At 59.9% G+C, this 20,983-nt stretch carries 25 protein-coding genes and 1 pseudogene; 9 read left to right on the forward strand and 17 right to left on the reverse strand.

The window, feature by feature from the left end; translation table 11 throughout:
- Window positions 1–490: 490 nt before the first annotated feature.
- The 3 genes from ACWHTU_RS05735 to ACWHTU_RS05745 all read right to left on the reverse strand — a co-directional run bounded on the left by ACWHTU_RS05735 (window position 491) and on the right by ACWHTU_RS05745 (window position 2,906).
- Window positions 491–625 (reverse strand): hypothetical protein, encoded by a 135-nt coding sequence (locus ACWHTU_RS05735; protein WP_447862355.1) that lies wholly within the window; start codon window positions 623–625, stop codon window positions 491–493.
- A 168-nt stretch (window positions 626–793) separates the two neighbouring features.
- On the reverse strand, window positions 794–2,212 hold the full coding sequence (locus ACWHTU_RS05740) for a sensor histidine kinase (RefSeq protein WP_447862356.1): 1,419 nt from the start codon (window positions 2,210–2,212) through the stop codon (window positions 794–796).
- A gap of 16 nt (window positions 2,213–2,228) precedes the next feature.
- On the reverse strand, window positions 2,229–2,906 hold the full coding sequence (locus ACWHTU_RS05745; protein ID WP_447862358.1) for a response regulator transcription factor: 678 nt from the start codon (window positions 2,904–2,906) through the stop codon (window positions 2,229–2,231).
- 1,129 nt (window positions 2,907–4,035) lie between these two features.
- Here ACWHTU_RS05745 and ACWHTU_RS05750 point away from each other — a divergent pair.
- Window positions 4,036–4,327, forward strand: a pseudogene (locus ACWHTU_RS05750) (hypothetical protein); the annotation flags it as partial.
- Complete coding sequence (locus ACWHTU_RS05755; protein ID WP_447862359.1) at window positions 4,327–4,737, forward strand: hypothetical protein; 411 nt, start codon at window positions 4,327–4,329, stop codon at window positions 4,735–4,737. The pseudogene ACWHTU_RS05750 and the gene ACWHTU_RS05755, both read left to right, overlap by 1 nt.
- A 182-nt stretch (window positions 4,738–4,919) precedes the next feature.
- On the opposite strand, the gene ACWHTU_RS05760 is transcribed toward ACWHTU_RS05755, so the two are convergent.
- From ACWHTU_RS05760 to ACWHTU_RS05795, 8 genes are all read right to left on the reverse strand, one after another.
- The gene (locus ACWHTU_RS05760) at window positions 4,920–5,561 is read right to left on the reverse strand and encodes a hypothetical protein (protein WP_447862360.1); all 642 of its coding nucleotides are present in this window, start codon (window positions 5,559–5,561) and stop codon (window positions 4,920–4,922) included.
- A gap of 220 nt (window positions 5,562–5,781) precedes the next feature.
- Window positions 5,782–6,048 (reverse strand): hypothetical protein, encoded by a 267-nt coding sequence (locus ACWHTU_RS05765; protein ID WP_447862361.1) that lies wholly within the window; start codon window positions 6,046–6,048, stop codon window positions 5,782–5,784.
- A gap of 108 nt (window positions 6,049–6,156) precedes the next feature.
- Window positions 6,157–6,720 (reverse strand): hypothetical protein, encoded by a 564-nt coding sequence (locus ACWHTU_RS05770; RefSeq protein ID WP_447862362.1) that lies wholly within the window; start codon window positions 6,718–6,720, stop codon window positions 6,157–6,159.
- Between the two features lie 706 nt (window positions 6,721–7,426).
- Window positions 7,427–7,762, reverse strand: coding sequence for a YnfA family protein (locus ACWHTU_RS05775; protein WP_447862363.1), 336 nt, complete (start codon window positions 7,760–7,762; stop codon window positions 7,427–7,429).
- A gap of 116 nt (window positions 7,763–7,878) precedes the next feature.
- Window positions 7,879–8,277: a type II toxin-antitoxin system tRNA(fMet)-specific endonuclease VapC gene (vapC, locus tag ACWHTU_RS05780; protein ID WP_447862365.1), complete on the reverse strand. Its 399-nt coding sequence runs from the start codon at window positions 8,275–8,277 to the stop codon at window positions 7,879–7,881.
- Entirely contained in the window at window positions 8,274–8,510 is a 237-nt protein-coding gene (gene vapB / locus ACWHTU_RS05785) for a type II toxin-antitoxin system antitoxin VapB (RefSeq protein WP_447862367.1), read from the reverse strand. The genes vapC and vapB overlap by 4 nt, the downstream gene beginning before the upstream one ends.
- A 131-nt stretch (window positions 8,511–8,641) precedes the next feature.
- Window positions 8,642–9,976 (reverse strand): glycerol-3-phosphate dehydrogenase/oxidase, encoded by a 1,335-nt coding sequence (locus ACWHTU_RS05790; RefSeq protein ID WP_447862369.1) that lies wholly within the window; start codon window positions 9,974–9,976, stop codon window positions 8,642–8,644.
- A gap of 83 nt (window positions 9,977–10,059) precedes the next feature.
- Window positions 10,060–10,233 carry a formate dehydrogenase accessory sulfurtransferase FdhD gene (locus tag ACWHTU_RS05795; protein ID WP_447862370.1) on the reverse strand — a complete coding sequence of 58 codons (174 nt, stop codon included), beginning with the start codon at window positions 10,231–10,233 and terminating at the stop codon, window positions 10,060–10,062.
- A gap of 268 nt (window positions 10,234–10,501) precedes the next feature.
- On the opposite strand from ACWHTU_RS05795, the gene ACWHTU_RS05800 reads away from it, so the two are divergent.
- Window positions 10,502–11,008, forward strand: coding sequence for a GlcG/HbpS family heme-binding protein (locus ACWHTU_RS05800; protein WP_447862371.1), 507 nt, complete (start codon window positions 10,502–10,504; stop codon window positions 11,006–11,008).
- Window positions 11,009–11,033: 25 nt separating this feature from the next.
- On the opposite strand, the gene ACWHTU_RS05805 is transcribed toward ACWHTU_RS05800, so the two are convergent.
- From ACWHTU_RS05805 to ACWHTU_RS05815, 3 genes are read right to left on the reverse strand one after another with little or no spacing between them, the layout of a single operon-like run.
- Window positions 11,034–11,285, reverse strand: coding sequence for a hypothetical protein (locus tag ACWHTU_RS05805; protein ID WP_447862372.1), 252 nt, complete (start codon window positions 11,283–11,285; stop codon window positions 11,034–11,036).
- 14 nt (window positions 11,286–11,299) lie between these two features.
- Entirely contained in the window at window positions 11,300–12,271 is a 972-nt protein-coding gene (locus ACWHTU_RS05810; protein WP_447862374.1) for a hypothetical protein, read from the reverse strand.
- 56 nt (window positions 12,272–12,327) lie between these two features.
- Entirely contained in the window at window positions 12,328–13,017 is a 690-nt protein-coding gene (locus ACWHTU_RS05815) for an SGNH/GDSL hydrolase family protein (protein WP_447862375.1), read from the reverse strand.
- Between the two features lie 249 nt (window positions 13,018–13,266).
- Between ACWHTU_RS05815 and ACWHTU_RS05820 the strand changes: the two genes are divergently transcribed.
- Together ACWHTU_RS05820 and ACWHTU_RS05825 are read left to right on the forward strand one after the other, a co-directional pair.
- Window positions 13,267–13,590, forward strand: a complete 324-nt coding sequence (locus ACWHTU_RS05820) for a cupin domain-containing protein (protein ID WP_447862376.1) — start codon at window positions 13,267–13,269, stop codon at window positions 13,588–13,590.
- Window positions 13,591–13,674: 84 nt separating this feature from the next.
- Window positions 13,675–13,890: a DUF3565 domain-containing protein gene (locus ACWHTU_RS05825; protein WP_447863316.1), complete on the forward strand. Its 216-nt coding sequence runs from the start codon at window positions 13,675–13,677 to the stop codon at window positions 13,888–13,890.
- Here the strand turns inward: ACWHTU_RS05825 and ACWHTU_RS05830 are convergent.
- Together ACWHTU_RS05830 and ACWHTU_RS05835 are read right to left on the reverse strand one after the other, a co-directional pair.
- Entirely contained in the window at window positions 13,880–14,995 is a 1,116-nt protein-coding gene (locus tag ACWHTU_RS05830; protein WP_447862377.1) for a dipeptide epimerase, read from the reverse strand. The two genes, ACWHTU_RS05825 and ACWHTU_RS05830, sit on opposite strands and share 11 nt — an antisense overlap.
- 63 nt (window positions 14,996–15,058) lie before the next feature.
- Complete coding sequence (locus ACWHTU_RS05835) at window positions 15,059–15,703, reverse strand: sulfite oxidase-like oxidoreductase (protein WP_447862378.1); 645 nt, start codon at window positions 15,701–15,703, stop codon at window positions 15,059–15,061.
- A 245-nt stretch (window positions 15,704–15,948) separates the two neighbouring features.
- Between ACWHTU_RS05835 and ACWHTU_RS05840 the strand changes: the two genes are divergently transcribed.
- The 4 genes from ACWHTU_RS05840 to ACWHTU_RS05855 all read left to right on the forward strand — a co-directional run bounded on the left by ACWHTU_RS05840 (window position 15,949) and on the right by ACWHTU_RS05855 (window position 19,929).
- The gene (locus tag ACWHTU_RS05840; RefSeq protein ID WP_447862380.1) at window positions 15,949–16,203 is read left to right on the forward strand and encodes a hypothetical protein; all 255 of its coding nucleotides are present in this window, start codon (window positions 15,949–15,951) and stop codon (window positions 16,201–16,203) included.
- A 460-nt stretch (window positions 16,204–16,663) separates the two neighbouring features.
- Window positions 16,664–17,398, forward strand: a complete 735-nt coding sequence (locus ACWHTU_RS05845) for a TVP38/TMEM64 family protein (protein ID WP_447862381.1) — start codon at window positions 16,664–16,666, stop codon at window positions 17,396–17,398.
- Between the two features lie 81 nt (window positions 17,399–17,479).
- The gene (locus ACWHTU_RS05850; protein WP_447862383.1) at window positions 17,480–19,036 is read left to right on the forward strand and encodes a mercuric reductase; all 1,557 of its coding nucleotides are present in this window, start codon (window positions 17,480–17,482) and stop codon (window positions 19,034–19,036) included.
- Window positions 19,018–19,929, forward strand: a complete 912-nt coding sequence (locus ACWHTU_RS05855; protein WP_447862384.1) for a DUF3047 domain-containing protein — start codon at window positions 19,018–19,020, stop codon at window positions 19,927–19,929. The genes ACWHTU_RS05850 and ACWHTU_RS05855 overlap by 19 nt, the downstream gene beginning before the upstream one ends.
- A gap of 203 nt (window positions 19,930–20,132) precedes the next feature.
- Here ACWHTU_RS05855 and ACWHTU_RS05860 read toward each other — a convergent pair whose 3' ends face one another.
- Window positions 20,133–20,492 carry a hypothetical protein gene (locus tag ACWHTU_RS05860; RefSeq protein ID WP_447862386.1) on the reverse strand — a complete coding sequence of 120 codons (360 nt, stop codon included), beginning with the start codon at window positions 20,490–20,492 and terminating at the stop codon, window positions 20,133–20,135.
- Window positions 20,493–20,983: the final 491 nt, after the last annotated feature.

Below are 20,983 nucleotides of genomic sequence, written 5' to 3' on the forward strand. Positions count from 1 at the left end.
GCAAGACGGTATGTGATCGGCCGGCCGCTGACATGCGGCGGATTAAAGCATATTCAGCGTGGAGTCGGCAATCATGGAAAAAAGGGGTCGGGAGTCTTTTCTTGCGAGCCCTTGCGGCCGCCTGCAGGGCCGCAACGTGGATCCCAGCCCACCGCGCTTCATGAATTAAACCGAGCGAATGAATTCGCCACCCTAGAAAGAGCGCTGGGCTGCGGTGCGGCCCGTGTTTACCTTGGATTGGAACCAGGCGTGGCAGAAACGGACAGCTCACCGAGTCGATTCAGACAGCCGGCTCCTGAAATGCGGTGTGGATTCGGTGGACCTAAGATGACCGGCGCATTCAACGAGTTGGGAAGCCGGGGCCCTACCGGTGGTCAACGGGGAGTCGGGCGGCCTACGCGGGTGCTGACAGATGCGGATCTTTAGCGGAAGAAGATACCGGGACTCGGAACAAGGAACAATGGACTCCCCGGCCCGAGCCTCCATGCGGTTACGCCGCGACTCGTTGGCCGTTGCGCCGGTCTTGATTTTGGTACGACTCCCCGGCCTGTTGCGCGAGGACGAGTCCGAAAACCCCCAACAACCAGAAAAACATCACAACTGCAATCGCTCCCATCGCGCTCATGGTTTCCTCCCTCCTTCAGTCCGTCTTCCGCCGTTTGCGTTTTCCACACGAACAATCGTTCTGTGTGATCGTTGTGTCCGTGACCGGTCCGACGCTTTCGCAGGTTCCCTTACCTTCAATCCTAACCTGTGAACGTGAAAAAGGCATGAAGGGATGATGAAAACACTTTCACGCGGCAACGGCTGGCAACCATAAGGTAAATGTGGATCCCAAGCCGACTGTGCTGTCGACAGTCACCGAGCCGTTATGGGCTTGGGCGATTTCCTTGACGATCGCCAAGCCCAATCCGACACCGTCCGGGTTGTGACCTTTGGTTTCCGTTCCCCGGTAGAAACGTTCGAAGATCATAGGTAGTGCGTCGACTGGGATGCCTACGCCGGTGTCGCGGACCGCGATGGCGACCCTATCTCCTACTCGGCTGGTTCGCACGGTGACGGATCCGCCGGGCGGCGTATAGCGGAACGCGTTGTCTAGTAAATTGATCAGCACTTGCTTGAGTCGCTCTGCATCTCCCTGAATTTTTGGTATAGGTTCCAGTTCTAGTGTTAACGTGAGGCCACGATCTTGCGCCAAGGGCCTGAGGTCTTCCACAAGCTCACTGAGGATTGGCTCCAGCGATAGTGGGGCAAGGTGAACCGGTGGAGTCTCGCCGCCGAACCGGGTGAGCATCAGCAGTGACTTGGCCAAGGTAATCAGTCTGGCCACGTGCCGTAAGCTCGTGGTGAGCACTTCACGGTACTCTTCGTACGTGCGAGGCTTTTGCGCAGCCCACTCCAGATTGCCCTGAATGACGGTAAGCGGGGTCTGAATCTCGTGGGCTGCGTCGTCCACGAAACGGCGTTGACTTTCATACGCTTTTCTGAGCCGCTCGAGCATGCCGTTGAATGCCTGGGCCAGTTGTGTGAACTCCTTGTAGGGAACGTGCAAGCTCACCGTACTCCGTAGCGACGAGGCCGAGATTTCCTCCGCAGCGCGGTTCAGGGCCTCGACCGGGAGGAGGACCTGCCGCGCGATCCAACTCCCGCCGAGCCAAGCCACCCCGATGACAAAGACCGAGCCGATCGACAGGAGCCCCATTAGGTTGCGATGCGTCTTCTCGAAATGGCTGAGCGATGCCTCGGCTTGGAGAGCGAACCGAACTTCGTCTTCGCGGTGAAGCGGGATGACGATCCGCCGGACCAGCATGCCCGCGGGCGTCCGCACCGTTTCAAAAGCGAACTCGCCGTTCCGGACACGGTCCAAAACCACACCGCTGGCAGGGTGGTTCTGAAGGACATCCATTCCCTTCCAGATGACCTCTCCATTGAGGGACAGCACTTGGACGGAGTGCAGAACTTCCCGGAGTTCCGTCACGCGAGGCGACAAGGTTCCTTGGTAGCGGGCAATTTCACCTTCGGAGGCCATGAGGAACTCCGGGTGTCGTTCGAACAGTTCGGCCAGCGTCTGAGCCAGCCCGTGAAGCCGGGCGTCCATGTATTGCCCGGACAGGGTTTCGAACCCCCAATACACGAAGGCGTTGAACGTGGCCAAGAGGACGGCCACGAGTGCCACTGCGGAGTACCGGATTCGACTTCGAAAGGACTTCATTCGTCCCCCTGAGTATTCATTTTTCATCGTCTTTGAGCATGTATCCGACGCCACGCACTGTGGTGATCAACGAGCGAGCATAGCCCTTGTCGATTTTGGCTCGAAGGGCACGGATGTACACATCGACGATGTTGGTCATGGGATCATAGGCAAGCCCCCAAACGTGATTGATGATGGCTGCACGCGACAAGGCGCGATTCCGATTTCTCAGCAGATATTCCAATAGGGCATACTCTCGGTTGGTCAGAGAAATCTCCTTGCCTGCCCGCCAGACGCGCCGGGCGGCTGGATCGACTTCCAGATCGTCAACCTTCAGGCGAGTGCCGCTCACCGATGTGCCACGGCGTAAGAGAACCCGTACGCGCGCCAGCAACTCGGCGAACGCGAACGGTTTGGTCATGTAATCATCCGCGCCAGCGTCTAAGCCACGGACCTTGTCCTCGACGGTATCCTTCACCGTCAACAAGAGAATCGGTGTGTGATCTCCCTGAGTGCGCAGTCTCCGGCACAAGCTCAGGCCATCCAGCTTGGGCAGCAGCAGGTCGAAGATCAGCAGGTCGAAGCCGCCCGTCTCAGCTAGCTCGAGCGCGGCTTCGCCGTCTCCGACCGCTTCCACCGCGTACTGTTCTTCCCGCAGCCCCTTGCAGATAAAACGGGCCAGATCCTCGTCATCTTCGGCTAACAGAATGCGCATCACGACTCTCCGTGAGGTCCGATCCGCCGCCGATGCCGGTCGACCGGTTAGCATGGGCGATCCCATCGGCTTTCCTCAATGATTCTAACAACTCAGGGTGGTGCCTTGAGAAGGGCGAAAATTCTTGAGAAGGCACTGCCATACCCTGCCGTTCCATGGCCTGAGCGCTGCTATCGATTGAGGTCGCCGAAAAGGACACCACCTCTTCTGATGACAGTCAGATGAACCATGCGAGAATCCAAAAGATTACGGCCAACTTGAAGATCCCGACCATGAGCAGGTACTGGTACACGGTGTTTTGCGGGTGCTTCATGGGCCACCTCCTCCGTTTTCAATCCTCTTTCCACGGTCCGACCTTTTCGGTCCGAAGTTGCTCCCCAAGTGAGAAGCCTGTAAGCCTGTCAACCCTTGATGACGTTCGAGAGAAGCGCGACCGAGACCATGATGCCGAAGAACGCACCGATCAATGCCAATCCGATCAGATCGTCAGTCTTCATGGCTGCCTCCTATGCACTGTGCTTTCCCTTATCGACATTCCCGCCCGTTTCTGCCACACCTCGTGATGGTGTTCGTCAAGACGATACAACCGAAGATGAAAAGCGTCTGATGTGCAGGTGAAAAGTTTTTCATGTTGTGCGAGCATTTTTGGGGATCCGATGCGACAGGAAGGGAGGCCGGAAGAAACCTCGGAAGGGCGTGAACACGGGGCTCCGGGGAGTTCAGGGATGAACCGGGACAAGCGGGGAGCGGACTGCTAGGGGCGACCGAGGGCTGGGCAATGCGCGCCCATTGCTCGGCAAGATCGCTTTTTGTTTTTTAAGGAGGTTTCTTTCTGGAATTTCTGGCAGGATGTCAGCGCCACACAGAGAGTCAAAACGCCACAATGCCCAACCGGCTCTGTGATGCCGTGCTGGGGATCACCGCCCTGTGGTCGATTCCGCAAGTGCAGTTCGATGCCGACGCCTAACATGTGATTCTGGTCATTGATTTGGCTCCAGGCAGCCGATTTGCCCCACCCTGCAGCCTCCGGCCTCCCTCTTGTGCATGACACATGGCCCAAGCGGGACCGAAACAAAAAACACAAATAAGAGAACAAAAATAAAAGGGTTCGACCCACTAATAAGGGTCGGTGATCGAGAGAAACCTGGACAGTCCGCACTCGCTGGCGCTGGATCGCGAGGACCCGAACCTGGGGTGGTATTCAGCTTGCCGGCGCGTTGCGAGGACGATTTATCTGGGTTCGGCTCCGACCCAGCATGCGGCTCACCGCGGCATTGGCAACCGGTAGGTGCGGCTGGGGTGCGTGTAGCCGGGCGAGAACGGCGGTCTTCGGGGATGCCCCGCGGTGGCTGTCCGACCGGGCAACGTATCTCTACATGGATGGCAACCGGTACTGGTATTCGACCCAGCAGACGGTGACGTGATTGGCCGATGGCTGGGCCGCACAATTGCGGGAGGAGATTGCGCGGAAGAAGAAAAGGAGAAGAAGAAAAGGAGAAGAAGAAAAGAAGAAGAAGAAAAGAAGAAGAAGAAAAGAAGAAGAAGAAAAGAAGAAGAAGAAAAGAAGAAGAAGAAAAGAAGAAGAAGAAAAGAAGAAGAAGAAAAGAAGAAGAAAAGGGGACATTCTACTTTTATAAACGTGTCAGGAACCCACGTTGAGAAGAAAGCTCGCCTCCAAGCCCAACCGTCGCACTGTCAGCTGTCCCCACGCTTCGATCGCGAACCGGGCGCTGCGGTTGATGACGTGGGAGCACAGGCCTCCCGAGCCGCGGGCCGTGCGGGAATGCTGGCATGCCAGCAGGACCTAGACGTCCGGTCAACAGAAAAGTAGAACGTCCCCTTTTCTTCCCATCACAGACGGGTTCACCACGAGGCCGAATATCTGCGCGGAGTCAGAACTCATCGCCATGACTCATGACCTTGCATCAAAGGGGGAGTCAATATAAACACCCTGCTAGGACTCTGTGTCGAACTTTTCTTGTTCTCGAATGGTTCAACAAACGTGGAGGCTGTCTAGTTAGGGCGGGTCATCCAAGCCTTTATCTTACGACGGTAGCTATGGAAGTAGTCCCGGAGCTTCTGAATGTTACTGGCTCCTACCCACGACTCGAACTCCTCCGTGAAGTTGTACTGAGGTACAGGAATGATTTCGACGTAGTTCCTTCGCTTCAATAAGTCACGGTCGAGTGTAACGGCAACCTCACAAATTGCTTTCTGTGCTTCAGTCAGGTGATCGACCAGCAACTTCCACTCGCTGAGGTTTGGCCTGCGGCGCGGGTCTGCGGTGTGGAAGATGTAGTTATTCGCCATGCGGCAAACATAGTCACAGCGTCTCAGCTTGCCGGAAAGCTCTTCAACCTGAAAGTTGCTCTTTGACTGGAGTCTTACAAGTAACTTGAGTTCTTCAAGCAGTCGTCTCAGGGAAATGACATCCTTGCGGGGATCACACAGTCTGCGAATAGCCGCCGCCTGAGTGGTGACATATCCGACCTCCATGAGCCATCCGATAGGACCGCTGAACTCCCTAGTGAGTTCCCGAGCATAGCTGAATAGTTTGAAAAAGCTGTCATGGAACATCATGGTCTGAATCTGCGGCCAAATGTGCCGGTCAAGCCACTCCGACCAGTGCTGAGGAAAACCGGAATGCATTGGCATGCCAATGGGCCTGTCAAGGTCGTGTTCGGACGGGATTGCCTCCGCTCTCGGCTGAGGACGTAACCGCCTTGCGCCTGCTGGTACCACCGGTGCCCTTCGCCTCATCGGGAACGCCTGAATCCCTGCAGCGTCCAAAGGCCGGGAAGAACACCCTCCAGAGGACGATGACGAGCAAAGCGGTGCGGGCGATGTAGAACGCCTCGGACAGGCGACGCGTCGGCTATTGAAGCGTTACGCGCACGATCTGCATCTCAACCATGGCCATGCGAGTCTCATCGCTCACGTCCTCGAGGCACACCTTCAGGTCCTCCACCGTTGGGGGTGGTTCCTTCAGCTCAAGATGGTAATAGATGGCTTTCGTTTCATCATCCCAGAATTCCCGCGCGAGTTTCTCTTCTTCAGAGTACTCCGGCAGCCCGGCCCTTCGCCTATTCTCGCGGAGTTGTCGATCCTCCTCCTGGAACCGGCGCACTGCTGGGATGCGCAAAAGTAGGTAATCTAGAGTTCTCTTCTTCGCCTCTGCGATCTGTTCTTGGGTCGGCTGCGCTGTTGGCGAAGGGACCTTGGCGGCCCAGGACCTTACCGCATAGCCGTGTCACGTGACGGTGATCGCTCGCATCGGTTCCTGGGGCACGGTATGCGTAGTCACCAACTCCGCCGCAATCTGATCGAACAGAAAATCTTCAGGTTCTCCTAAGGGATAGCCCAGTAATTTAAACCTGTGGACCCTTTGCTCCCTCTTCGAATGGAAGTGAGGAAAGATCAGGCCGCCAAATTCCTGGAATATTTTTTGTGCTTCCTTGAACTCTTTGCTTATTCTGCTGACGACCCTGTCAAGCTTCTCTTGGCTGAATGGTCCCACATCCCCCTGATCGGTGAGGAACTTGTTTCTCGACGTCCCGTAGATCCGTGTTTCCGCCTCAACAAGTTTGTCTTGGCTCCATTCCCCCCAGTACGGGTACAACCAGGCAGTACCGTCCACTCGGTCAACCAGCTGTCTGAGGTGCGGCAGCACCACGGTGTAGCGTTTTCCATCCCTGAACGTCACCTCGGCCCGCTGGTATTCCGTCAGGGTCCGGGCGTCGCGCACGATCCCGAGCACCAGGACCGCGACCGAGCAGACGATACCCATTCGCTGTAAGCCCTTTTCCCAGTTCACCGCTGCCTCCGTACCTTAGCCGTGGACCGCATGGGTGCCTTACCTAAAGCTGCCTCCAGCGGCTATCCCGGCGGTCATGCGGCCGGTCCAACATCACGCGCCTTTTCAAATTAGGCGACGCGTTCATGGGTGGCTGCGATTCTTGCGGACTCCCCGCAGCTCGTTCAGCACACGCTCCGCTTCACGCATCGCCCAGCCCTTCGGGTCTTTGCATATCTCGGGGTCAGCTAGATACCGCTTGAACCACAGCTCGGTGCCCGTTGCAGTGGATGCCGCGGGGCATCTCCTAGATGCACCGCCAGCCAGTTTCACTCTGCCACTCGTAGACCGTGTGGCCGAGCATGTTGTACACGAATACGCGAGTGAAGGGTGAGCGCCGCAGCTCAGTGTCCAGATCCGGATCACGGTTTAGATCTCCGGGGGTGATGGTGACGCCCGGCAATTGAAAGGTCGGCACGCATGGGGAAAAGGGGTCGGGAGTCCTTTCCAAATACAATGCTTATCCGTGAGGCTTGACAAACAATAAAGACTCCCGACCCCTTTTCTTTGGCTCCCTTGCGGCGGGATGGAGTCTTCGAGCGTATTAGTCGCAAGCTTTTGAACGGCGAAGAACAAAAATAAGGGGTCAGCCCCCCCGGCTATAACGTTCTCCCGCCGCACTCCAGCGCCGGCCGAGGGGAGCCGGGCCATCCGCTCACCGTGCCGGTTATGGGTGACGCGGGCCGAACATGATGATGCACATACCCACTATCGCCACGCCTGAGCCGATAAGATCCCATGCTGTGGGCCGTACCGAATCCATCAACCAGAGCCACAAGATGGCTGCGGCAACGTACACGCCGCCATAGGCAGCATAGACCCGGCCTGCAGCGGTGGGATGAAGCGACAACAGCCACGCGAACAGACAGAGGCTCAGCGCGCCCGGCACCAGGAGCCAAGCGGACCCATCTTTCCTCAGCCAGAGGTACGGAAGATAACAGCCGACAATCTCCGCGATTGCGGTCAGGATAAACAAACCGAAGGTCTTTACCAACTCACTCATGCCTCACCCTGGGGTATCTGGTTTTTTCATACGCTCCCGGATCGGTCCGGCGGCAATATAGGCTCTCGTTGATTCCCTCGCAATCGCGGGGGCTGCGCAGCGGAGCTTGCGGGAAATCAGGTCCAATTCTCCACTCGCAGGCCTGGCACGCGCTTGAACTCCTTGATGTTGTTGGTCACCAGCCGGGCCCCCAGACTCAACGCATGGGCGGCGATCAGCATGTCCATTGAGCCGATCGGCTGACCTCTTTCCTCCAAAAGGGCTCTGATCTTTCCGTAGGTGATGGTTGCAGAACGATCGAACGCCGCGATCTCCAGGGGCAGGACAAATTGCTTCAGCGCTTCGCGGTTTCTGGACGGATTGCTGCTCTTGCTCGCGCCGTACTCCAATTCGGCCAACGTGATGACCGAGATGCCGACGTCTCCGACCGGGTGCGATGCGAAGCGATCGAGCACGGCCTCCGGCTGTCTCTTGATAAGATAGATGCAGATGTTTGTGTCGAGCATGAACTTCATGAGAAGGCTCGGCGCCTTTTCTGAAGGCGGGGTTGTTCTCGACCCTTTGCCATGAAGTCGTCGGTAAACTTCTTCAGGCTTGCGGCGAGCGTCGCCCACGTTTTCCGCTTCGGTCGAAGGATGAGCGTGTCACCCTTTTTCTGGATTTCTACTTCGTCTTCCTTCAATTGAAACTCCTTCGGAATTCGGACCGCCTGGCTGTTCCCGCTCATAAAGATCTTTGCCGTCTTCATGAATCTCCTCCGCTCTGTATATACGATAGGATATACAAGCAGACTGATCGGGTCAACGTGCAGTCGGTGGAAATGCCGAGCAGACGGCAAAATCGTCGAGAGCCGCTCTCGGCATGCTTTTAGCTGACGGCTCACCGCCGGCGGAGGCTGGGGTCAGGGCGCAAGAGGTCCGGCTCTGTCTGCTTGAGATCGTCCAGAAACCAATTCTCTTTCAGATGAGTGCCGCTGGGCGTCGGATGGCCCAGCCTGGCGGCGAGGCGATCGCCGACCCGCTCGCAGAGCGCCCGATAGGTGGTGAACTTGCCGCCGTAGATGGTGAACAGATTGGGCGCGGGTTCATCCACCACGGCTTCGCGGGACAATGCGGAGACATCGCGATCCACCGTGCGGAGATACCAAGGCGAGGCAAAAGGCTTCTCGCGCCAGGCGTCCGGCGCCGAACGGGTTTGGAGCTTCACTCTATGGTGGGGAAGCGGAATCGTTCTGATGCCGCAGAAGAACTCCCGTGTGTGGCGCGCCGGCTCGATGAGGGCGAGATTCCGTTCGGCCACACGGAGAAGATACTCGCGATCATCCGGCGGGCACTCCCACTTCTCCGGTGTTCCTTCGAGTACGGATTCGGTGGTGCCGAGTAACCAGTTCCCTTGCCAGGGGATGAAAAAGAGCACGCGTCCATCGTCGTGCTGCAAGAGCGCGGCTGCGCAGTCTTCCGGTGAAGCGCTCACGGCCTCCGGTGCGAACAACAGATGGGAGCCCACGTTGAGGAGGCAGGGCACCTGCGGGCTGTGCCCCCAGGCTAGCAGGTTGGCATTCGCCCAGGCTCCCGTCGCGTTGACGATCACCCGGCTCGTCACCATGTGCCGGCCATCAGGGGTGGCGAGGCGGACGCGAAATCCTTCACTCTCCGGCGCGACCTCTTCCACGCGCGTGTGCTCGGCGAACGTGGCTCCTAAGCGGGTGGCGGCGCGAGCGGCGACGCGCACGATCACGTCATCAAGCATCTGGGCATCGTAGTAGAGGAAGCCTGACCGCACGTCCTGAGCGAGCCTCTCGCGGCGGAGGTACGGCGCCATCTGCGCGATCTCGGCATTGGTGAGATGGCGTGCCTTCGGAAGCCCGCTCTGCCGAGCAAGCCAGTCATAGAGAGCGAGCCCGATGCGGACGAGCCAGGTGGGTCTCCCGCCTGTGAAGTTCGGCAACACGAAGCGAAGGGGCGAGACCAGTTCGGGCAGGTTGCGGAGCAGGAGCGCGCGTTCCCGGAGGGCTTCGCGCACGAGGCCCCATTGCGCCGGATGCTCCAGATACCTCAGCCCACCGTGCGCCAATTTGGTCGTGCGGCTGGACGTGCCCGACGCCAACTCGGCCTGTTCGACCAGGTGAACGCCCTCGATCTTCCGGGTGGCAAGGTCATGCAGCAGCCCGACGCCGTGAATGCCTCCGCCGACGATCAGCACATTGAGGTCCATAAAGGTAGCTTATCAGGTCATAAAGGCCGGCGGAGGATTGACGCGTCGGCTGGGCGTGTGAGGCGTGAGCTCGGGCGGAACGCTCAGGAGCCGGCGGGCGGGGACAAGCGAAGGCGCTCCTCCCCCGTATCGATAACAAACCGCTTGCCGCGCAAGAAGCCGACGAGCGTGAGACCGAATTCCCAGGCGAGTTGGACGGCGAGGCTGGAGGGGGCCGAGATGCACGCGACGATGGGGAGCCGGCCGCACGAGACCACAAGGAACCCGGCTCACTCGGCGGTGTTGCGACGATCGCTTCGGCGAGGTGCCAGGTTCACTCATGGCGTTGAGAGAGCTTCCCAGATGGTTGCCCTCAGTGGGACACTCCTTTTGAAGTCGTGAAGCCAGCGGACGCGATGCCGGCACGTCTCGACGACCGTTGCGTCACGCCGGCGCCCTCAGTACTATACGGCGGTTTGCGCCGAACCGGCCGCACCGCTCCGCCGGCTGGTTCGGCTATCGAACGTGGACAACAGGGAGGCTGAAATGAAAACACTGGCGCTAGTGGCAGGCCTCATGCTCGGATTCATGCAAACCGCCTCGGCGGATGAACTGCTGCGGGAGGCGGTGTTGCCGGTCGCGCAGGCGGACAAGGCTGCGCATGCCGCGTTGGAGAAGTGCACGAAGGACGGGTACAAGGTGAGCGTGGCGGTGGTGGACCGGGCCGGGGTACTGCGCGCGCTCCTGCGCGGAGACGGCGCCGGACCGCATACCGTCAGCAGCAGCTCGAAGAAAGCCTTTACGGCGGCGAGCCTGCGGCGGCCGACCAGCGAGTTGGCGGACTTGGCGGCCAAGACGCCGGTACTGCAAGGTTTGCACAGGATGGATGAGAACATTCTGATCCTGGGCGGCGGCTTGCCGATCGAAATCGGCGGCGAGGTAGTTGGCGGGATCGGAGTCGGCGGGGCGCCTGGCGCCCACCTGGACGACGCCTGCGCGCAGGCCGGATTGGACGCGATCGGCGCAGCGCCGAAGGTGCAAGAAAAAAAGTGAATCGCCGGGCTGCGCGGCCCGATGGTCACCTAGAACAAACGTCGTCGTCACCGATCCAGAGACGCTGGAGATTGGGAATCAACATCTCCGGCTCGTCCAGCAAGGCGTCGAGAAGCGCGAGATCGGGTTTCCCGATCGCGGCCTCGGTGATGCGGTCCGCTTCGGCGAACGCATTCATCAGGACGAGGCGCTTCTCCAGCCGGCCGGGCGCATGCCCGACGTTGACGGCGGCCCACACGGCCAGTTCCTCTAATGCGGTTCGTACTTCGTCGTCCATGTCGCGGGCGCCTGTTACATAATCAGTTCAGCGAGGCCATACACCGGCCACGTGCGACCGGCGTAGACCAGCTCGCCCTGCACGATCCCCATTGAAAATCCGCCGATGACCCAGTTGGCGATCGTTTTCCGATCGGACAGGTGCAACGTCATCGAGGCGGGGCCGCGGCTCCCGTACCAGGTGATGCCCCAAGCGGTCGGCCACCGATAGAAGACGAGCGCCCAATCGCGGGACAACACCTCGATGCGCAAGTCGTTCAGGGGATCGGTCTGTTCATCGAAGACCGCGAACCCGACCAGCCGACCGGCCAATGCCGCGAGACGCTCGCTCCGCTGGCTGTGCAGGTAGAGGTCCCCGTCCTTGCCGGCCAGCACATACAGGCCTTGAAACTCGTTCCACAGGCGGAAGTAGGTTCTCGTCAGCCGATTGAAGTCCGGCATGACGAGCCCTTCGTAAATCACGCGCCCTGGAATGGTCCGTCCCTGCCAGGTCAACACCGCCGGCGCCGATCCCATCCGGATCACGGATTGCTCGTGCGTGCGGCGGGTCCGCTGCGGAATCGGATCGATCTTGAGGCTCAACCGGTTTGTCTCGCTGGTCACGACGAGCCCGGTGTCCGGGGTCCCCTGAAACTGAAAGAACGGCGAGTCGGGGATGCGGCTGAGTTCCTTTCCGACATGCTCGAACCGCCCGTTGCCGGCGACGTTCGCCCATCCCTGCTGCTCGTCGTGCAACACGACAACGTGTTCCGCCTGATAGGCGTCGCCGTCGCGTCCCCGATTGTTGTCCAGTGCAAACGCTACGCGGCCGTGTTGATCTGCGCCGACGAAGGAAAAATAGTCGGACACATACACGAGAACGGAAGCTGGAGTGTCGGCAACCGGAACGGAGGACGCCGGGAAAGGCCCTGCCTCCATAGCCTGACCGGCCAGAGGAAGCAGCAAGATCCACCCGATAGCCCAGCGTCTGATCGGCGTTCTCAGCATACGATCACTCCCACGGCCGATCATCCCGACCGACCAGCGCGCTCTTCCGCTTCCCCCTACTTTTTCACCCCCAAGGCCGGAAGCACGACCTTGAGAAACAGCTGCGCGATTTCCCGATGGCCCGCATCGTTTGGATGGAAGCCGTCCAGATCGAAGACCAAGTCGTCGCGAACCGGTTGGGCGAACAGGTTCACGACCGGCGCGCCGGCGGCGCGGGCCTCCTCTTCGATCGCGCGGTTGAACGCGCTGACACGCTCCAGGTTCACGGCGGGATCGGGGTTGCTACGAAAGCGCGGGAGTTGGGTAAGGTCCGGGAGGTTGGCGACGATGATGACCTTGGAGACGCGCTCCCGCAGATGTTGCAGGATGAACCGCAGGTCCTCCTGAAATTTCGCGACTCCGTCGCCGTGAATGAGATCGTTCGCTCCGGTCCAGACGGTGACGAGATCGGCTTTCGTGCCGACTTGCACCGCGAGTCGCACCTGCTCTTTGATGAGGTTAATCCGGGCTCCCGGAACGCCAAGATTGAGCAGCGCGACACCGGGAAGGTGCCTGTCCAACTCGTCCTTGATCAAGTAGACATACCCCTCCGTCAACGGCAAGGCGCCGACCCCCGTCGCATCGCTCGCGCCCAAGGCGAGATAGACGAACTCGATCTGTTGCTCTCGTGGGATCTTCACGCACGCGAACAAGCCGATCCAGCAGACCAGGACAACCAGGACGAGAAAAAACCGCGTGCAGTTCATGGCGCCACCCCCGCATTACGTCAACATTGTCCACACTCCGGTCACCGCCGCAAGGGGATACTCACACCATTCCGGCTACGGCGATCATTCTTTCTCCCCCCGAGTTCCCAGTGCAAGCTCGATCCGTGCCAGGAGATCTTGCAGAAACGGTGTAAGCTTGTTCTAATTTGTGCCGCTTGTGACCGGTTTTGATCCGATGCGCGCAGGTCGATCGAACTGACAAGAGGCTCGATCTGTCGGGGAGATCCCATGAACCTCATACGGTGGAATCCCGAGACGGACGGACCGCTCTCCGAGTCGGCGCTCCGGCGGAAGCTTGAACGGCTCGGCTACACGGTAACCCGGTATGTCTATCCGCCGGGGACCTCCTTTCCGGATCACACCCACCACGTCGATAAGATGGATGCGGTGGTGTCCGGGCGGTTTCGCCTGATCGTCGAAGGAGAGGAAACGATCCTAGAAGCGGGCGACATTCTCGAGGTGCCGCGCGGGGTGGTCCACTCCGCGGAAGTCGTCGGCCATGAGCCGGTGGTCAGCCTCGATGCGGTCAGAACCTCGGCATCCTGTCCATGAAACGGCCTCCAGGACTCGAGGCGTTGTTCGCCAACGCCGCGCGATGTGGATGCCAACGCGCAATGGCCGCCCCCGTCTGTGGTGATGGAACGAGTGATCGTCGGCTTTCATCAGGATGAGCACGGTGACTGGGTCGCGGATCTGGTCTGCGGCCACGGGCAACATGTACGCCATCAGCCGCCGTTCATGAATCGGCCGTGGGTCCTCACGGAAGAAGGCCGCCAGCGGCGGCTTGGACAGACGCTGGTTTGCAAGACTTGCAATGAAGAGAGAACGAACGAGGTGACGGTCATTCGATGAGCGTCACCTCGTGGCCGGCGTCGGTCGTCAGGCCGAGGCCGGATTCCCGCCAGGGATGCAGGCGCGGCCCGCTGTAGGCGTACCCGCCTTTGATCGGGTCGTCGGCGAGCAGGAGCGGGGTATCGAGGTCGAGCACGTCGAACCCGCCTAAGCCCAACACTATGCCAAACGAACTGCCCATCGCGATTCGCGTCTCCACCATCCCGCCGATCATCAGTCGTAAACCGGCCCCACGGGCAAAAGCGGCGATGTCCAGTGCCTGGATGACGCCGGTCTTCATGATTTTAATGTTGATGTAGTCCGCCGCCTGCTTTTCCAGGACGGTCCGCGCATCGTCCAGGGAACGGACCGATTCATCGGCGGCCACCGGGATGCCCGTCAGATGACGCAGCGCCAGCAGGCCGTCTAGGTCGTCCCGCGCGACCGGCTGTTCCAACAGGACTAGACGTCCACCGAATCGCTTGACGCCGTTGACGAACGCGATGCACTCTTCGCGGTTGAAGCCTTGATTGGCGTCTCCGATGAACGCGATGTCGGGAAGCTCCCGATGCACGGCCTCCAGCCGGCGCACGTCGCCATCCACGTCCTTCCCGACTTTCATCTTGAACAGCCGGAACCCTTTGGCATGCCAGCCGCGCGCCAGTGCGACGGTGCGATCGAGATCGGCGATCGGAATGGTGATGTCTGTCTCGCGTGCACGCACATCGGCGCCGCCCCACAGAGCCCAGAGGGGGATTCCGGCGGCGCGGCAAAAGGCATCGAGCGCCGCCATCTCCAGCCCGCAGCGCGCGGCCGAGTGCAAGGGTGCCAGATCCTGCAACAGGTCGGCCAAGCGTCTGTACTGCGCCGCGGACTGCCCCAGGAGCGCCTTCCCGAGTCGGGTTGCGACCGAGAGACAGGTTGCCTGATCCTCCCCACCGACCTCCGGAAACGGCGCCATCTCACCGTATCCCTGCGCGCCGCTCTGCAAAGTGATCCGCACGAACACGTTCTGCGCGACGACGCGGCTGCCGGTCGCGATGACGAACGGATCGGTGATCGGGATGTCGACCGGCCAGAGCTCGACTTTGGTGATGGCGTCGGAATGTGTGCGAATGGTCGTCACGCTATGAGGAATACCGGGGTCAGGTGACGCTAATCCTGATGGAGTGCCGCCGCACGATGACCGTCATCCGTATCGGTCGTTCCGCCACGGCAGGGCGGAGTTCGAATAGCCGCGCACTTCCCAAAAGCCCTTCTGGTCCCGGTCGGAGAACGTGATCTCTTTCACCCATTTGGCGCCTTTCCAGGCATAGCGCTTGGGCACGATCATGCGGACCGGCCCGCCGTGTTCCTTCGAGAGCGGTTGGCCGTTCCATTGATAGGCCAGCAAGACATCATCATCGTCGCAGGCGTCAAGCGGCAGGTTGGTCGTGTAGTCGTCGTAGGCGCTGAAGAGGACGAACTGGGCCAGAGACAGCGGCTTCACGACCTCGATGAGCCGCTTGAAGCTGACCCCTTGCCACTCGTTGTCGAACCGGCTCCAACTCGTCACACAGTGAAAATCCGAGACCGACGTGAAGGTCGCCTCAGCGAGGAACTCTTCCCACGTCCAGACGATCGGATTGGCGACGAAGCCGTTGACCGTGAGCCTCCATTCGGACAACGGGATGTCCGGCCTGTAACCCAGGTCGAGCACGGGCCAAGTCTCGACGAGGTGTTGGCCCGGCGGCAGCCGATCGTTGCCTTCCTCAAAGACTTCGCGTTCCTCGCCACCGCGGCGCGCCCGCGCCCAGTTCTCTTTGGCTTTGATCAGCCGTTCGTTCGCATCCATCGGAAAGGCGTCCCGGGCAAGAGTAGAGCAAACCCCGGTGGCCTGACAAGGCTTTCTTGCCGGACTTCGGCGGTGTGGGGAAGATCGATCGGTGTGGAGCTCGGTATGCCCGGCTCAATCCATCTCGCCGTGCTATCCAAGCCCTCGGTCAACAGCATCCCGAACGATCGTGGGCACCTGGTGCAGGTTTCGTGACAAGGTGTAGTAGACTGCGCCCATAGACGTTCCTAGGAGGAGGGGAAGCAATGGGGTTCAAGCACATGCCTGAGAAGCGTGTTGTGGCCGGGGTGCTGTTGCTGGTGAATCTGTTGGTCGTCTTGTGGGTGGTTTATACCACATCTGCCCAGGAGCCCAAGCGGTTCCAGTACAAGGTCGTCGATTCAACCGCGGATACGCAGACGTTGCAGGCGATCTTGAATGACTACGGCAATGCCGGCTGGGAGCTCGTGGCCGTGGCGATGGGCGACATACAGGTGCCGCGTCTGATCTTCAAGAAATGAGCGGTCCGTTTTTGATGCGGACGGCGGCGTCGAGGAGACCGGCCACTTTCACGTGCAGGCGGTTTGTGAGCGTGTGAGGCAGGCACTCGATAGCCTCCTTCCCCCATAGCGGATAGGCAGTGTGTCGTAACCGGTGAGGCTATCGGGCTCGGTTGTCCGACCTGGAGGAATGGGGCATGGTGAAGAAACAGCTGCTCCAGGCACGCGTTCCAAGCCGATGAAGGACCGGGCCGTCCGAGTTGAGGCGTCCACTCCGTTCATCCGTTGAGCTCTCGTCGTGGTATTCCCGTTCCATGTCTTCTTGGCCGTCCCTGCTAGATTGCTCGGCCAGTCATGACCAAACAGCGAGAGCTGAGTTCTGCGGCTGGGTGGGCAACCAGCACCATGTCCTTCCAGCCAGCCATTGAAGAGAGAAAATGTAGGCCGGCTGACAGCATTGACAGCCGGAAGGGGAGGCACCATGATACGCGACCAAGCAGCCATGACCACGACGGTGCAGACATCATCGGCGAGCGGGTCCAACACCGGCAGACTCGTCATCGCGGCGCTCTTCGGATTGGTCATTGGCGCGTTCTTTTATTTTGATCTCGACCGTTACCTAACGCTGGATGCGCTCAAGGAGAACCGCGACCGGCTGCTGGCCTTCACCGACGCCAACTTTGCCACCGCCGTCGGCATTTTCATCGCGACGTATTGCGTTGTCACCGGCTTGTCCCTGCCCGGCGCGGCCATCCTGACGCTGGCCGGCGGGTTTCTCTTTGGGAGCGCGTTGGGGACAGTGTTGGTGAACATCGGCGCCACCACTGGCGCCACCTTGGCGTTCCTGGCGTCGCGGTATCTCCTGCGGGACTGGGTCGAGCAAAGATTCGGAAGCCGCCTGGGACCGATTCAGGAAGGGTTCTCGAAGAACGCATTCAGTTACTTGATGACGCTGCGGCTGATCCCGCTGTTTCCGTTCTTCCTGGTCAACATGGTCTCCGGGCTGACACGGGTCAGCCTCGGGACCTATGTCGCGGCCACGGCCATCGGGATCATTCCCGGCAGCTTTGTGTACGCCTACGCCGGCCGCCAACTGGCCACGATCAATTCGCTTTCGGAAATCGCCTCCCCTAACGTGCTCCTGGCTTTCACTCTGCTTGGACTGCTGGCCTTGGCGCCGATCATTTATCGGAAATTTGCCGCGGGAAAGGCATGAGCAGGACACTGCGAACAGACGGCGTCCTCAACCGGAGAGACACATGCGGTGGCGACTCACTGACAATGAGGGGCTCAGCCGATGAACACGCGTGAGGATGTCTTAGTGCTCCCCGACGATGAGCATAATCAGCGGCTGGTGGAGAACGTACATCCGAGCCGATGGGTCAACCCCGAACCCTCCGGTCGGTACAACCTGGTGGTGATCGGCGCGGGAACCGCGGGCCTGGTGACCGCGGCTATTGCGGCAGGGATCGGTGCGAAGGTGGCGTTGATCGAGAAGCACCTCATGGGGGGCGACTGCCTGAACGTTGGGTGCGTGCCTTCGAAAGGCGTGATCCGAGCTTCGCGCGCCTGGGCGGAGCTTCGGCGGGCGGAGGAATTCGGCCTCCATATCCCGCCCGGGGTCAAATACGATTTCGGCGCGGCGATGGCGCGCATGAGACGATTGCGGGCTCGGATCAGCCATACGGATTCGGCGCACCGGTATAGGGGCTTGGGTGTGGATGTATATATCGGGAGCGGCCGGTTTACAGGACCGGACACGATTCAGGTGGAAGGGCCGGCCGGGAACCGGACGCTGCGCTTCGCCAAGGCGGCTCTCTGTACTGGGGCCCGGGCGGCGGCGCCGCCCACTCCCGGATTGGAAGAGGCGGGGTATCTGACCAACGAAACCGTCTTTTGGCTGACCGAACTGCCCCAACGGCTGGCTGTGATCGGCGCCGGCCCAATCGGATGCGAACTGGCGCAGAGCTTTGCCCGCTTTGGCAGCCGGGTCTACCTCATCGAAGCCCTGCACGGCATCCTGCCGAACGAAGATCGCGACGCGGCGGACATCGTCCATGCCTCCATGCTTCGCGATGGCGTCACGTTGCTGTGTTGCGGGAAGGACTTGACCGTCGGGAAAATGGATAGCGGCAAACGCTTGACGGTCGATTCGCATGGCCGGCGCTACGACATCACAGTCGATGAGATCCTGATCGGCGTCGGCCGCGCTCCGAATGTGGAAGGGCTCGGCCTGGAGACGGTCGGCGTCGACTACGATAAGACCGGCGTGAAGGTGAACAACCGGCTCCAGACCACCAATCCGCGGATCTATGCCGCCGGAGACGTGTGCTCGCGCTACAAATTCACGCATGCTGCCGACGCGATGGCGCAGATCGTGATCCAGAATGCGCTGTTCCCGCACCCGTTCGGGCTGGCCTATGCGAGCGCCGACTCGCTGATTATTCCCTGGTGCACGTACACGGAGCCGGAGATCGCGCACGTGGGCCTGTATGAAGCGGAAGCGAAGGCAAAGGGACTGGAGGTCGAAACCTACACGTATCGGCTGGACGAGGTGGATCGCGCCATCCTCGACGGCGAGGAAGAAGGCTTTGCCCGTGTCCATATTCAAAGAGGCACAGACAAGATCCTGGGGGCCACGATTGTCGCAGCCCACGCCGGCGATCTGATCAGCGAATTCACCGCGCTGATGAAGGCGGGAGGCAGCGCGAAGACACTGGCCGGGACGATTCATCCGTACCCCACGCAGGCCGAGGTGAACAAGAAGGTTGTGAACCTGTGGCGGAAGGCGCATTTTACGGAGGGGCAGAAGCGGATGTTGAGGAAGTGGTTTGAATGGACGAGAAAGGGATGATGGTGAGACGAGGCAACCCTCTGTACTCGCAGAACGCGTACACAAGATCATTTCGCATGTTCAAACAATGGGCGGTGCTTGTTCGATACGCGCAGTGGAGGATTGCCTCGTCCCCCATCTCCGGCAGGATGGCTGCCCTTAAGCGATTCGTCGAGCCTATATGCTTCGTGTTCCTTGCGGTCCTGACAGCGCTCGCGCCGATTTCTTCAATCGGTGATTCTGGGGCAGTGCTGGAGGTGGGGAAGTTTTCGGCGGCGAAGGAGGGGCAGGCGTTCCCGGACGGGTGGAAACCGCTGACGTTCAAAAAGATCGAACGGCACACGAAGTACGAGTTGGTCCGGGACGGGGATCGGGTGGTCGTGAAGGCGACGAGCGAGGCGGGTTCGGCGGGATTGACCAGAGAGATCAGGATCGATCCCAAGGAATACTCGATCATTTCCTGGCGCTGGAAGGTGACCAACGTCTACCAAAAGGGCGATGTGACCAAGAAAGAAGGCGATGATTATCCAGCCCGGCTCTATATCACCTTTGAATATGATTCTTCACGGGTCGGCTTCCTCGAGAAGGCGCAATATGAAGCCGTCAGGCTGCTCTACGGGCAATATCCGCCGCTCGGCGCGTTGAGCTACATCTGGGAAAGCAAGGCGCCCAAAGGAACCATCGTGCCCAATCCCTACACCGACAAGGTCAAGATGATCGTCGTGGAAAGCGGCACGGAGCGGCTGAATCAATGGATCGACGAGGAACGCAACCTGTACGAGGACTACAAGAAGGCCTTCGGCGAGGAACCGCCGATGATCTCCGGTGTCGCCATCATGACCGATTCGGACAACACGCTTGAGTCGGCCACGGCATACTACGGCGATATCGTGTTCAGGAAAGCTGCGCTGTGAGGACGAAGACTCTTTCGACCCACGGTCTTCGGCTGCGTCGACGCAGAGCGACGCGTGTTGGATGGCATCAGCGCGTGATGACCGGAAGCAACGGAGAAGGTGTGGGCAATCAGTTGGCTGCGAGAAAGAAGATGGGCTGACCGGTTGCCGGTCAGCCCATGGAGGAAATGCCGCAAGACTCGGGCGGGTTCGCGGCGCCTGCGTTATTGAATCGAATTCGCAAAGCCGCCGCGGGTGATTTCTGCACGGACTGTGTCTCCCACCTTCTTGTTCCCGCGAAGCCTCTTGGTTTCCTTGCCGACGTACAAGCGGACTTCGTTGCCGTTGTAGTCTTCCACCACGTAAATGTCCCCGTCGATCTTGTTGAGCTTGCCCTCGACCATTTGAAAGGCCGGCCCAGGCTTGGTGTCCATCTTCATCGGAGCCGGCTTGGAGGCGACCTGCGGGGGCGGGGCGGACTTCGAAGATTTCGAACCGGCAGCGTCGGCCAGGTGGGCGGTCAAGCATCCCGAGATGACGGCGAGGCAGAGGATGCCGATCGTCTTCTTCTTTTTCTTCTTCATGATATGAACCCTCCTTCATCCCTGGTTGAGAGGCCGACGTCATGGCTCCGGCCCCGTCTGTTTCCTTCGTAGAAACAGAGCAGGGGCTCAGCAAACGTTGTGCCGTGCGTCTTGCGGTGAGAATCGCGTGATTTCTTGGAAAGTTAGGCAAAGCGTTGCGGCAGGGACTGATTGGGCTGATGGGGAACGGGCGGAAAAATCGTCCGTGAATGTGCAATTCTGTTCTGAAAGCCGCCTGTTTACGGGCAATATCCGGTAGATGCGCGTATTCGCCGCCAGTTGTCTCAGCCAGCCGACTTTCGAGAACAGAGGGTTTTTTCATCACCCGCCCTGCTCAGGCGTGCTCTTCCAAGACATCCGCTGAGCATTGCTGCCTTTCGGCGGTTCAAACCCAAAATCTCCGTTTACGAACTCCGTCACGCTTCGTCTAACTACACGACGGTCTTCATCGGCCGTGGGTTCACGCTGCAATAGAAAGCATCTCTTCCCGA

It is taken from the genome of Nitrospira calida (assembly GCF_976986435.1).

Bases quoted from the DNA above. Each gene is read 5' to 3' on its own strand.
- ACWHTU_RS05855 (WP_447862384.1), top strand. From the start codon at position 19,018: ATGGACGAGAAAGGGATGATGGTGAGACGAGGCAACCCTCTGTACTCG.
- vapC (WP_447862365.1), bottom strand. From the start codon at position 8,277: ATGAAGTTCATGCTCGACACAAACATCTGCATCTATCTTATCAAGAGA.
- ACWHTU_RS05835 (WP_447862378.1), bottom strand. From the start codon at position 15,703: ATGGATGCGAACGAACGGCTGATCAAAGCCAAAGAGAACTGGGCGCGG.
- ACWHTU_RS05760 (WP_447862360.1), bottom strand. From the start codon at position 5,561: ATGCCAATGCATTCCGGTTTTCCTCAGCACTGGTCGGAGTGGCTTGAC.
- ACWHTU_RS05845 (WP_447862381.1), top strand. From the start codon at position 16,664: ATGATACGCGACCAAGCAGCCATGACCACGACGGTGCAGACATCATCG.
- ACWHTU_RS05800 (WP_447862371.1), top strand. From the start codon at position 10,502: ATGAAAACACTGGCGCTAGTGGCAGGCCTCATGCTCGGATTCATGCAA.
- ACWHTU_RS05840 (WP_447862380.1), top strand. From the start codon at position 15,949: ATGGGGTTCAAGCACATGCCTGAGAAGCGTGTTGTGGCCGGGGTGCTG.
- ACWHTU_RS05735 (WP_447862355.1), bottom strand. From the start codon at position 625: ATGAGCGCGATGGGAGCGATTGCAGTTGTGATGTTTTTCTGGTTGTTG.
- ACWHTU_RS05850 (WP_447862383.1), top strand. From the start codon at position 17,480: ATGAACACGCGTGAGGATGTCTTAGTGCTCCCCGACGATGAGCATAAT.
- vapB (WP_447862367.1), bottom strand. From the start codon at position 8,510: ATGAAGACGGCAAAGATCTTTATGAGCGGGAACAGCCAGGCGGTCCGA.
- ACWHTU_RS05820 (WP_447862376.1), top strand. From the start codon at position 13,267: ATGAACCTCATACGGTGGAATCCCGAGACGGACGGACCGCTCTCCGAG.
- ACWHTU_RS05810 (WP_447862374.1), bottom strand. From the start codon at position 12,271: ATGCTGAGAACGCCGATCAGACGCTGGGCTATCGGGTGGATCTTGCTG.
- ACWHTU_RS05860 (WP_447862386.1), bottom strand. From the start codon at position 20,492: ATGAAGAAGAAAAAGAAGAAGACGATCGGCATCCTCTGCCTCGCCGTC.
- ACWHTU_RS05815 (WP_447862375.1), bottom strand. From the start codon at position 13,017: ATGAACTGCACGCGGTTTTTTCTCGTCCTGGTTGTCCTGGTCTGCTGG.
- ACWHTU_RS05740 (WP_447862356.1), bottom strand. From the start codon at position 2,212: ATGAAGTCCTTTCGAAGTCGAATCCGGTACTCCGCAGTGGCACTCGTG.
- ACWHTU_RS05790 (WP_447862369.1), bottom strand. From the start codon at position 9,976: ATGGACCTCAATGTGCTGATCGTCGGCGGAGGCATTCACGGCGTCGGG.
- ACWHTU_RS05825 (WP_447863316.1), top strand. From the start codon at position 13,675: ATGGAACGAGTGATCGTCGGCTTTCATCAGGATGAGCACGGTGACTGG.
- ACWHTU_RS05775 (WP_447862363.1), bottom strand. From the start codon at position 7,762: ATGAGTGAGTTGGTAAAGACCTTCGGTTTGTTTATCCTGACCGCAATC.
- ACWHTU_RS05745 (WP_447862358.1), bottom strand. From the start codon at position 2,906: ATGCGCATTCTGTTAGCCGAAGATGACGAGGATCTGGCCCGTTTTATC.
- ACWHTU_RS05805 (WP_447862372.1), bottom strand. From the start codon at position 11,285: ATGGACGACGAAGTACGAACCGCATTAGAGGAACTGGCCGTGTGGGCC.